Here is a 10,617-nt window from a genome sequence, read left to right on the forward strand (position 1 = left end):
CACTCCAACAAGAATAAGTATTCAGGAGAATCATCATGGGCGAAGTCGTCCTGGCCGCGAAGATTTGTCACGTACCTTCGATGTACCTGTCGGAACTGCCCGGCAAGCACCACGGTTGCCGCGCCGCGGCGATTGCCGGGCACAAGGAAATCGGCCGCCGCGCCCGCGAACTCGGGGCCGACACGGCGGTGGTGTTCGATGTGCACTGGCTGGTCAACAGCGGCTATCACGTCAACTGTGGCGAGCACTTCAAGGGCATCTACACCAGCAACGAGCTGCCGCATTTCATCAAGAACATGGAATACGAATACCCCGGCTGCCCCGAACTGGGCGAACTGATTGCCGCCGAAGCCAATCAAGCCGGCGTGCGCAGCATGGCCCACAACATCCCGAGCCTGGAGCTGGAGTACGGCACGCTGGTGCCCATGCGCTACATGCACATGGATGTACCCGAGGAGCAGAAATTCAACGTCATCTCCATCGCCGCCTGGTGCGCCTGGCATCGCCTGGAAGACAGCTTTGCCTTCGGCGCCGCCGTACGCCGGGCCATCGAGAAGAGTGATCGCAAGGTACTGGTACTGGCGTCGGGCTCGCTGTCCCATCGCTTCTCCGACGACCGCGAAGCCGAAGCCAACATCCACAACTGGACCCGCGAATTCGACAAACAGATGGACCTGCACGTGGTGGAAATGTGGAAGCAAGGCCGCTTCAAAGAGTTCTGCGCGATGCTGCCGGACTACGCCGAGCACTGTTTTGGCGAGGGCAAGATGCACGACACGGCGATGCTTCTGGGGTTGCTCGGCGGGCCGGAGTACAACCAGCCGGCAGAGATTATTACCCAGCCATTCGGCAGTTCGGGCACGGGGCAGATCAACGCGATTTTCCCGCTCTGATCCCTGTTTGAAACTGATGATTACCTTGCAACCAGTGAAACCCCATGTGGGAGCTGTCGAGCCCCGGCGAGGCTGCGATGGCGCCGGCACTGCCGGCATCAATGTTGACTGGGCTACCGCTATCGCAGCCTCGCCGGGGCTCGACAGCTCCCACATTTGATCGGAGAAGACTCATATGCCGCACTTCATCGTCGAATACACCGACAACATCGAACACCAGGCCAACCTGCCCGCCCTGTTCGAAAAGGTCCACAGCGTCCTGGGCGACAGCGGCGTGTTTCCCCTGGGCGGCATCCGCAGTCGCGGCGTACGCCTGGACACCTGGCGCATGGCCGATGGCAAGCACGACTACGCCTTCGTCCACATGACCCTCAAGGTCGGCCACGGCCGCGACCTGGCAACGCGCAAGAGCGTCGCCGAAACGCTGTTCCTTTTGATCACCCAGCACTTCGCCGAGTTGCAGGCGCAACGGCTGCTGGCGTTGTCGTTCGAGATGATCGAGTTGCACCCAGAGCTCAATTTCAAACAGAACAACGTGCACGCCTTCTTGAAGAACCAGGCGGGCTGACCCACGCCCGCCTCCCCCCATGGCCTCTCAAAAAAAAGTACAACACCATGAGCACAGCCAAGACTACCGCCAGCCTCGCCCTGGCCGAGCACGATCGCACCCACAGTACGGTGACCTGGCGCCTGATGCCCTTGTTGCTGATCTGCTACCTGTTCGCCCATCTGGACCGGATCAACATCGGCTTCGCCAAGATGCAGATGAGCAGCGACCTGCACTTCAGTGACACGGTCTACGGCTTTGGCGCCGGGCTGTTCTTTATCGCCTATGCCTTGTTCGGCGTGCCCAGCAACATCGCCCTGGACCGGGTCGGGCCGCGACGCTGGATCGCCTGCCTGATGGTGGTCTGGGGCATCTTGTCCACCAGCATGATGTGGGTCGAAAGTTCCACGGGGTTCTACGTCCTGCGCTTCCTGTTGGGGGTGGCCGAGGCCGGCTTCTTCCCCGGGATCCTGGTGTTTCTCAACCGCTGGTACCCGGCCCGCCGTCGCGCCCAGGTCACGGCGCTGTTCGCCATTGCCGTGCCCATGGCCGGGGTGATTGGCGGGCCGTTGTCCGGGGCGATCCTGGAAAACTTCCATGCCGTGGGTGCCCTGCGCGGCTGGCAGTGGATGTTCCTGATCGAAGGCGCGCCCGTGGTTCTGCTGGGCCTGGTGGTGCTCAAGTACCTGCCGGACAGCTTTGAAAGCGTGAACTGGCTGACGCCTGAGCAGAAGCAACAACTGCACGCGCAACTGAGCAGCGAGGAACAGCGCAAGTCCATCACCTCCTTTGCCGGCATCGTGCGCGACCCGCAGGTCTGGCTGCTGGTGGCGATTTATTTTGCGGTGATGCTCGCCGTCAACACCCTCGCCTTCTGGATGCCGACCCTGATTCACGGTGCCGGCGTCGGCCGTGACAGCCAGGTCGGCCTGCTGAGCGCCGTGCCTTACCTGGCCGGGTGTTTCTTCATGATCGGTTGCGGGCGCTCTTCGGACCGCCATCGCGAGCGCCGCTGGCACTTGTGCGTGCCGCTGCTGATGGCCGCCGCCGGTATTGCCGTGGCCGGTCTGGCACCGGGCAATCCGCTGCTGGTGATGGGCGGCCTGGTGGTGGCCGGCATGGGCGCCAGCGCCGCACTGCCAATGTTCTGGCAACTGCCGCCGGCCTTTCTCTCCAACAGCACCCAGGCCGCCGGTATCGCGATGATCAGTTCCTTTGGCAGCGTAGCCGCATTCCTCGCGCCGTACCTGATCGGCTGGATGCGCGATGCCACCCAGAGCGCGAGCCTGGCGTTGTATGTGCTGGCGCTGCTGATCGCCCTCGGTGCCTTGCTGGTGCTACGCACCCATGCCGCCATCGTCAATCCAAACTAGAGACCTTCCTCATGCTCGATCCCCAGCAAATCCTGCAAGCTGCCGCCAACCTGGACCGCGCCGAACGCACTCGGGAGCAAGTGCGGCAGTTTTCCCTCGACTACCCCGCCATCACGATCGAGGACGCCTACGCCATACAGCGCGCCTGGGTCGCCCAGAAGATCAAGGACGGGCGCAAGTTGGTCGGTCACAAGATCGGCCTGACGTCCCGGGCGATGCAAGTGTCGTCCAATATCAGCGAACCGGATTACGGCGCCCTGCTCGATGACATGTTCTTCGACGAAGGCACCGATATTCCTTTCCAGCGGTTTATCGTGCCTCGGGTGGAAGTGGAGCTCGCATTCATCCTCGGCAAACCGCTCAAGGGCCCGAACTGCACGATCTTCGACGTGCTGGAGGCCACCGAATGGGTGATCCCGGCCCTGGAAATCATTGACGCGCGGATCCAGCAGATTGACCCGCAGACCAACGCCACCCGCCAGGTATTCGACACCATTTCCGACAACGCGGCCAACGCCGGCGTGGTCATGGGCGGCCGTGCAGTGCGGCCCACCGAGATCGACCTGCGCAAGGTACCGGCGGTGCTGTACCGCAACGGCGTCATCGAAGAGTCCGGGGTCTCGGCGGCCGTGCTCAACCATCCGGCCAAGGGTGTGGCGTGGCTGGCGAACAAGCTGGCACCGTATGACGTGACGCTACTGCCGGGACAGATCATTCTTGGTGGCTCGTTTACCCGTCCGGTGGCGGCCAGTCCTGGAGACACGTTCCATGTTGATTACGACATGTTGGGCTCCATCTCCTGCCGCTTCGTCTGACTTCTGGAGGACCGTTTCATGGACATGCCAGTGAATCGCTTCAAGCAACGCCTGAATAACGGCGAAGTACAGATCGGCCTGTGGCTCGGCCTGGCCGATGCGTACTGTGCGGAGTTGGCGGCGAACGCCGGTTTCGACTGGCTATTGATCGACGGCGAACATGCACCCAATGATCTTCGCAGCATGCTCGGCCAATTGCAGGCCATCGCACCCTATGCAAGCGAAGCGATCATCCGGCCGGTAATCGGCGATACCGCGTTGATCAAGCAAGTGCTGGATATCGGCGTACAAACGGTGCTGGTGCCGATGGTTGAAAACGCTGCGCAGGCACGGGAGTTGGTGCGCGCAATTCTCTATCCGCCCCAAGGTATACGCGGAGTGGGCAGCGCCCTGGCTCGGGCATCGCGCTGGAACACTATCCCCGACTACCTGGATCAGGCTGATGCACAGATGTGCCTGCTGGTGCAGATCGAGAGCCGTGAAGGCTTGGCCAACCTGGACGCGATTGCGGCCGTCGAGGGTGTGGATGGGGTGTTTATCGGGCCGGCGGATTTGAGTGCATCCATGGGGCATCGCGGGAATCCGGGGCATCCAGAGGTGCAAGCGGCCATCGAAGACGCCATCGTGCGGATTCGCAAAGCCGGTAAAGGTGCCGGGATTCTGAGTGCTGACGAGACGCTTGCCCGACGCTATATCGAGCTGGGGGCGACGTTTGTGGCAGTGGGTGTGGATACCACGGTGTTGACGCGCGGGTTGCAGGCGCTGGCGGGGAAATTCAAAGGTACGGCGGCGCCTATGTCAGGCGGCGGAGTGTACTAGGTCTCCAGGGCACAGAAGATCCATGTGGGAGCTGGCTTGCCTGCGATAGCGTCCTGTCAGTCAATGCATCATTGGCTGAGCCACCGTCATCGCAGGCACAGAAGCTCCCACATTGGATAGGGGTGTGCTCGAACAATGGCCTCAGCGCTTGATGTTTTTCAGCTCATCCAGCAACCCCAACAGCGTCTGTAACTTCTCCTCCCCCAACTGATCCTGCAACCGCTGGTAGTTGCCCTCCATGCACTGGCTCATGGACTCAAACATGGCCTTGCCCTTCTGCGCCAACGTCACCAGCACCCGCCGCTGATCCTGCTCGGCCTTGCGCCGGTGAACCATCCCCGCCGCTTCCATGCGTACCAGCACGCCGGTCATGCTCGGCTTGAGAATGCAGGCCAGTTCCGCCAGTTGGTAGATCTCCAGTTCATCGTATTGGCTGAGGATGCGGATGACCCGCCATTGCTGTTCGGTCAGGCCATGCTCATTGAGCGAAGGCCGGAAGAAACTCATGGCCGCTTCACGGGCCTGTAACAGGGTCAAGGTCAGGGATTGTCGAGGTTTGAGCATAGGGATCAGGGTCACGATAGATTTAGTTAATAATTTAACGAAACTCTAACATCTCGCCCCACTGGCCGCGCTATAACTTGTGGGTCGAAACCCTCGGCTGGCGCGCTGAATCAAAAGCCCCGGCACGGAGAATCAAGACTTCCATCCCGCCAGGGCCCCTAATGGCAGGCATCTGCTTTAGAGCCTTCCTTCACTTTTTCAGGCTGCGCCATGATCACTATTGAAACGCCCACCTATTACACGGCCACCAAGAAATACAACCTCAGTTTCCCGACGCTGGAACAGGACGTGGAGGCCGATGTCGTGATCATTGGCGGCGGTTTTTCCGGTATCAACACCGCCCTTGAACTCGCCGAGAAAGGCATCACCAATATTGTCGTGCTGGAGGCGCGCTACCTGGGTTTTGGCGGCACCGGGCGCAATGGCGGGCAGATCATGGCCGGGATTGGGCATGACCTGGAGAAGATCAAGAAAGACGTCGGTGAAGACGGCCTGCGCCAGGTGTTCGAGATCAGCGATCTGGGCGCCGACATCATCAAAGACCGCATCGCCAAGTACAACATCGATGCCGACTTCTGCCACGGCTATGGCTACATGGGCTTTAACGCCCGCCAGGAAAAGACCCTGCGGGCCTGGGAAAAAGACTTCAAGTCGATCAACAGCAAACACGAAATCCGCTTTCTCGGCGGCTCCGACGTCAAGCAGATCATCGGTTCCAATGCCTACAGCAGCGCACTCTTGCACATGGGCGGCGGTCACGTGCATTCACTGAACCTGTTGCTGGGTGAGGCCACGGCCCTGGCCAGCCACGGCGTGCGAATTTTCGAGAACAGCCCGGCCCTGGAAGTCAGCTATGGCGAGCGCATCACCGTGCGCACCGGTCGTGGCTCGGTGAAGGCCAGCAAGCTGCTGTGGGCCTGTGACAGTTTTCTCAACAAACTGGAACCGGAGCTGCACCGTTCGACCATCAACACCTACGCCTTCCAGATGATGACCGAGCCGTTGAGCGAAGAGCTGATCAACCGCATCAGCCCGATTCGTGGGGCCTACAGCGATATTCGCCCGGTGATCGACTACTACCGGGTCACTAACGAAAACCGCCTGTTGTTCGGGGCCGCGACGCCGCTGGTGGAACACATTCCCGGTGACCTCAAGGCCTGGAACCGCCATTTGATGCTGAAGATTTTCCCCTACCTCAAGGACGTGAAAATCGACCTCGCCTGGGGCGGCCCGATGGCCTGCAGCCCGAATCTGTTCCCGCAGATCGGCACCCTGCCCGGGCGCAGCAACGCGTTTTTCGTCCAGGGCTATTCAGGCTTTGGCGTCACCCCCAGCCACATCATCTGCAAGGTGCTGGCCGAAGGTATGAGCGAAGGGTCGGCGCGGTATGACCTGGTCAGCTCGATCCATCGCCCGACCATTATCGGCAAAGACACCATCCGCCCGTTGCTGCTGACTGCCGGCAAGTCCTGGCACCAGCTGTCCGGCTACTGGAACGGGCGGCGTTAATTTTTTCTCATCAGGAGCAACTGCCATGACCCTCACCACCCTAAAAAAAGACATCCAACTCTCGGAACTCGATGCCTGGGGCACCGTGGCCGATCTCGGCTCAGAGATCCTCGAAGGCGAGGTCAAAGCCTTCGGCAAGATGACCTTCGGTGCACCGACTGACCCGGTCAGCAGTGCCTACTTTGGCACCACCCAAGGCAAGTTCAGGATGGTCTATCCGTTCGCTGAACAGGCCACTGTGGTGACCGGCGAGGTGGTGCTGACGGATGAGTCCACCGGCAAAAGTGCTCGTTACAAGGCGGGTGACAGCTGGTTCGTGACCAAGGGCACGCCGGTGTTGTGGGAAGTGGTCAGTGAGAGTTTCGTCAAACATTACTTTGCCGTCGTTTGAGTGGAGGCCTGTCATGACTAGCCAATCCGACTGGATCACCGTAGGCGCCCTCGCCGACGGCTTTGCCCCCCAAGCCTTTATCCTGCCCAACCTCGCGGACCTGAACGGCAAGACCTTCACCCTGCACTTCGCCAACGGCTGGCAGATCGAGCATCGTTTCGACCACGAAAGCCTGTCCTGGACCGCCGCTGATGGGCACTCCACCGGAACAGCCCCCTACCGCGCCACGTCAATCCGCCCCGGCCTGTACCTGGTGGATTTCATCAAGCATGAAAACGGCCAGAGTTGGTCCATCAGCCTGGTACTCGACACCACCAGCGCCTCGTTCACCGCCGTCATCGGCCACTTGCCCACTCAAGCAGAAACCGCTGAGGGTCTCTACAGCCGTGCCCTGGCCGGCAAGCCGCTGACCTCGGTACACGTGGATTTCCTCCACGGCAGCCTCGACCGTCCATGGCAGGAAGGCCAGTGCCCACATGCGCCGACGGGCGAACTGGTAGGCCTGCGCAACCAGTACCGCTACAGCCCGAGCGAGGTCTACGAGCATATCTACCTCAACGACCAGTTCTACGCCTGGCAGTGCCTAAAGGGCGTCGAGCAAGGCCTGTGCGATACCGATCGCTGCCATTACTACAAGATTGCCGAGGAGCTGTACCTGTTTGTCTGGCGCGAAAAGATCATCCCCACCCTCGGCCTGGTGCTGATCGACCTGCAACAGCACCGCAGCGACGGCAAGATCTTCGGCTATGCCGGAACGTCCTTTGATGCGCTGTCGAACTTCCCCATCAGCTCCTACTGCCAGGTGCTCAACCGCACGGAGCATTCCGATGCGTGAACCACGCACGGTGGTGATCACCGGTGCCGGCACGGGCATCGGCGCCGCCTGCGCCCGGTTGTACGCGGACGAAGGCGCGCAACTGGTGCTGATCGGCCGCCGCCGCGAACCGCTGGAACAGGTGGCCGGGGAAACCGGCGGCCTGATTCTGGTGGGCGATGCGGCCTGCCCCGACACCTGGGACGGGTTTATCACGCAGATCCACCAACGCTACGGTCGGCTCGATGTGCTGCTGGCCTGTGCCGGTGGGCATGGGCTGGGCAGCGCCACCCAAACCAGCCCGCAGACGTGGGAAGCGGCCCTGCGCTGCAACCTCGACAGTGCCTTCTACAGCGCGCGAGCCTGCCTGCCACTGCTGCTGGAAAGTGCCGGGAATATCGTGTTGATCGGCTCCATTGCTTCACTCGCGGCGGGGCCGCAAGTGTGCGGTTACACCACCGCCAAACATGCGCTGCTGGGGCTGAATCGCTCCCTGGCCAGGGATTACGGGCCCCACTGTGTGCGGGTCAATGCGGTGTGCCCCGGCTGGGTGCGCACACCCATGGCTGATCAGGAGATGCAGCCGCTGATGGACGCTTATGGTGAGACGCTGCAGCAGGCCTACGACCGGGTCTGCGCCGACGTGCCGTTGCGCCGGCCGGCCAGTGCCGATGAGATCGCCAAAGTCTGCCGCTTCCTGGCCTCAGCGGACGCTTCGATCATCACCGGCGCGACCCTGGTGGCCGACGGCGGGTCGAGCATCGTCGATGTGCCCACCCTGGCGTTTACCCGACTGGAGCAGCCCGATGGCCAATGACCTGGATTTCAGCGGGCAAGTCGTCCTGGTGACCGGTGGCGCCCAGGGCATTGGCCGCGGGATCGTCGAAGCCTTCGCCTTGCGTGGTGCACGGGTGGTGATTGCCGACTTGCGGCTGCCGTTGGCCCAGGGATTGGCTGATGAGTTGTGCGAGCGTGGCTGTCAGGTTGAGGCTATTGGCGTCGACCTGGCCGACGCTGCAGCGGTGCTCGATGGTGTTCAGGCGCTGGAGCAGCGGCTGGGACGGCTGGATATCCTGATTCACAACGCTGGATACTTTCCGTTGACCGCGTTTGCCGACATCACCCCGGCCATCCTCGAGCGCACCTTGGCGGTGAATCTTTCGGCGCTGTTCTGGCTGACCCAGGCGGCGCTGCCGATGTTCCGCCGTCAAGGTCGGGGTTGTGTGCTGGTGACCTCTTCCGTCACCGGCCCGCGCGTGGCCTACCCGGGCCTGAGTCATTACGCGGCATCCAAGGCCGGGGTCAATGGTTTCATTCGCAACGTCGCGCTGGAACTGGCGGGGCTGAATGTTCGGGTCAACGGGGTTGAACCGGGGATGATTGCAACACCGGCGATGGACAATCTGGGGGATGCCCCACTCAACGACACCATCGCCCGTCGTGTGCCGCTGGGACGTCTGGGCAGCGCCGCCGATATCGCCGGGGCCATGTTGTTTCTCGCCTCGGACCTGGCCACCTACATCACCGGGCAAACGGTGGTGGTGGATGGTGGGTCCACCTTGCCTGAAGTTTGACCCGCACAGCCTTCGCCGAAACCTCCTACCTGACCGCCAGATAACCTCTACTCCCCGCGCTTAAGAACCTCTGCAAAGTCTCTCGCCTGATCACACAGCGCGAGGGACCGCCGATGTTTCTACCTCTTCACATCCTGCACAGCGGGGTGGTCTTTTGATTCCTCAAATGATCGCCCAGGTTGGCCTGCTCTCCATCGCAGGGCTCGACCCCAAGGCACCCAATGCCGAGACCGTCTTCAGCGACTTCAGGCGCTGCCTGAATAACTACGAAGACTGGGCCGAGAGCTTCTGGAGCTTCTCGGCGCTGGACGTCGAGCAACTGTTCAAAGTGGGTGACGAGGTTGTCCTCACTGCGCCCGCTTCCTCGTACAAGCCCGTCAGCGCCGTTACCACTGCGTGTCCGGCCACCGGTCCGTTGACCCTTGTGCATATGTTCCAAACCGCACGCTTCGTGCCCATCGGCAACACCGAAGTGGCGCTGCAAGCAGTGGACGCGAACGGCAAGCCCGTTGGCCAGCCGCTCTACAAGACCATCGGCCCCAGCGGCATTCTCGAAGTCACCGAGTGCACCCGCGATCAGCGGTATCAGGTCACCTTCTACCCCGCCGTTTCCAAGGATCAGGTCAAGGCGCTCTACACCTCCTACCAGTCCGTTATCACCCCACTGGAAAGCTGGTTGCGCAGCGAATGGTCACACACTTTTGAACCACTCTGGAAAGGCTACTCCGAAGCCAATTACCTCCAGCGTTATCGCGCACTGCAACGGGCAGATGCACAGGGTTTTGGCAATGCGTTGCAGACGTTCTGGGACGAGATTCAGTCGCTGCCGCAAGCGCTGGCCGACCTCAAGCCCAATAGCGAAAAGCTGCTGGAGTACCTGACGCAGCAAGAGCTTGATCAGCTGTTGCAAGCGTCCAGCGAAGCCCTCGCCAACGGCCTGCTGGTACTCAGCGATGAGCCGCTGTTGTTCATCTACCTCTCGGTCATCGTCAGTTGGATAAGGATGCTGCCACCGCCGTTCCTGATCGAGGTCGCGGGAGCGCTTCGCGCTGAAATCCTGATCAGCATCCTGCTGCTGCGGGTGGCCGGCGGGATGGGCATGAAGCTGCGTATGGGTGCCAAGGTACTGGGCAACATCAAATCCGCCCGGGTGCGCCAGTGGTTCACACAGTTGGGAGAAAAGCTCGCCGAACTGACTGCCGGCCCGTCACTCGGCGCTCATGCCGAGCGGGTCAAGCCGTTACTGCTCAATAGCCCGGCGACACCGATCAAGGTAGTGCCGAGTGTGCCGCTGAAGGCCGGGGTGCATGAAGTGCCA

11 protein-coding genes and 1 pseudogene are annotated in these 10,617 nt (G+C 61.5%); 11 read left to right on the forward strand and 1 reads right to left on the reverse strand.

Annotated features, from left to right (window positions below):
• Positions 1–35: 35 nt before the first annotated feature.
• The 5 genes from hpaD (at position 36) to hpaI (ending at position 4,447) form a co-directional block, all read left to right on the forward strand.
• A complete protein-coding gene (gene hpaD, locus GNF76_RS27045) occupies positions 36–893 on the forward strand; it encodes a 3,4-dihydroxyphenylacetate 2,3-dioxygenase (RefSeq protein ID WP_155586122.1) in 858 nt (285 codons plus the stop codon).
• Between the two features lie 175 nt (positions 894–1,068).
• Positions 1,069–1,461 carry a tautomerase family protein gene (locus GNF76_RS27050; RefSeq protein WP_155586123.1) on the forward strand — a complete coding sequence of 131 codons (393 nt, stop codon included), beginning with the start codon at positions 1,069–1,071 and terminating at the stop codon, positions 1,459–1,461.
• 47 nt (positions 1,462–1,508) lie between these two features.
• The gene (locus GNF76_RS27055) at positions 1,509–2,813 is read left to right on the forward strand and encodes an MFS transporter (protein ID WP_155586124.1); all 1,305 of its coding nucleotides are present in this window, start codon (positions 1,509–1,511) and stop codon (positions 2,811–2,813) included.
• 11 nt (positions 2,814–2,824) lie between these two features.
• A complete protein-coding gene (hpaH, locus tag GNF76_RS27060) occupies positions 2,825–3,628 on the forward strand; it encodes a 2-oxo-hept-4-ene-1,7-dioate hydratase (RefSeq protein ID WP_155586125.1) in 804 nt (267 codons plus the stop codon).
• Between the two features lie 18 nt (positions 3,629–3,646).
• Positions 3,647–4,447, forward strand: coding sequence for a 4-hydroxy-2-oxoheptanedioate aldolase (hpaI, locus tag GNF76_RS27065; RefSeq protein ID WP_155586126.1), 801 nt, complete (start codon positions 3,647–3,649; stop codon positions 4,445–4,447).
• Between the two features lie 141 nt (positions 4,448–4,588).
• Here the strand turns inward: hpaI and hpaR are convergent, their stop codons facing one another.
• Positions 4,589–5,011 (reverse strand): homoprotocatechuate degradation operon regulator HpaR, encoded by a 423-nt coding sequence (hpaR, locus tag GNF76_RS27070; RefSeq protein ID WP_155586134.1) that lies wholly within the window; start codon positions 5,009–5,011, stop codon positions 4,589–4,591.
• A 210-nt stretch (positions 5,012–5,221) separates the two neighbouring features.
• Here hpaR and GNF76_RS27075 point away from each other — a divergent pair, with 210 nt between their 5' ends.
• From GNF76_RS27075 to GNF76_RS27100, 6 genes and pseudogenes are all read left to right on the forward strand, one after another.
• A complete protein-coding gene (locus GNF76_RS27075; protein ID WP_155586127.1) occupies positions 5,222–6,520 on the forward strand; it encodes an NAD(P)/FAD-dependent oxidoreductase in 1,299 nt (432 codons plus the stop codon).
• A gap of 25 nt (positions 6,521–6,545) precedes the next feature.
• Positions 6,546–6,911: a cupin domain-containing protein gene (locus tag GNF76_RS27080; RefSeq protein WP_155586128.1), complete on the forward strand. Its 366-nt coding sequence runs from the start codon at positions 6,546–6,548 to the stop codon at positions 6,909–6,911.
• 13 nt (positions 6,912–6,924) lie between these two features.
• On the forward strand, positions 6,925–7,746 hold the full coding sequence (locus GNF76_RS27085; RefSeq protein ID WP_155586129.1) for a molybdenum cofactor biosynthesis F family protein: 822 nt from the start codon (positions 6,925–6,927) through the stop codon (positions 7,744–7,746).
• Positions 7,739–8,542 carry an SDR family NAD(P)-dependent oxidoreductase gene (locus GNF76_RS27090; protein WP_155586130.1) on the forward strand — a complete coding sequence of 268 codons (804 nt, stop codon included), beginning with the start codon at positions 7,739–7,741 and terminating at the stop codon, positions 8,540–8,542. Before GNF76_RS27085 ends, GNF76_RS27090 begins: the two co-directional genes overlap by 8 nt.
• Positions 8,532–9,299 carry an SDR family oxidoreductase gene (locus GNF76_RS27095; protein ID WP_155586131.1) on the forward strand — a complete coding sequence of 256 codons (768 nt, stop codon included), beginning with the start codon at positions 8,532–8,534 and terminating at the stop codon, positions 9,297–9,299. Before GNF76_RS27090 ends, GNF76_RS27095 begins: the two co-directional genes overlap by 11 nt.
• Positions 9,300–9,465: 166 nt before the next feature.
• A pseudogene (locus tag GNF76_RS27100) lies at positions 9,466–10,617 on the forward strand (type IV secretion protein Rhs); the annotation flags it as partial.

Origin of the sequence: Pseudomonas spelaei (assembly GCF_009724245.1) — a bacterium.
GTDB lineage: Bacteria > Pseudomonadota > Gammaproteobacteria > Pseudomonadales > Pseudomonadaceae > Aquipseudomonas > Aquipseudomonas spelaei.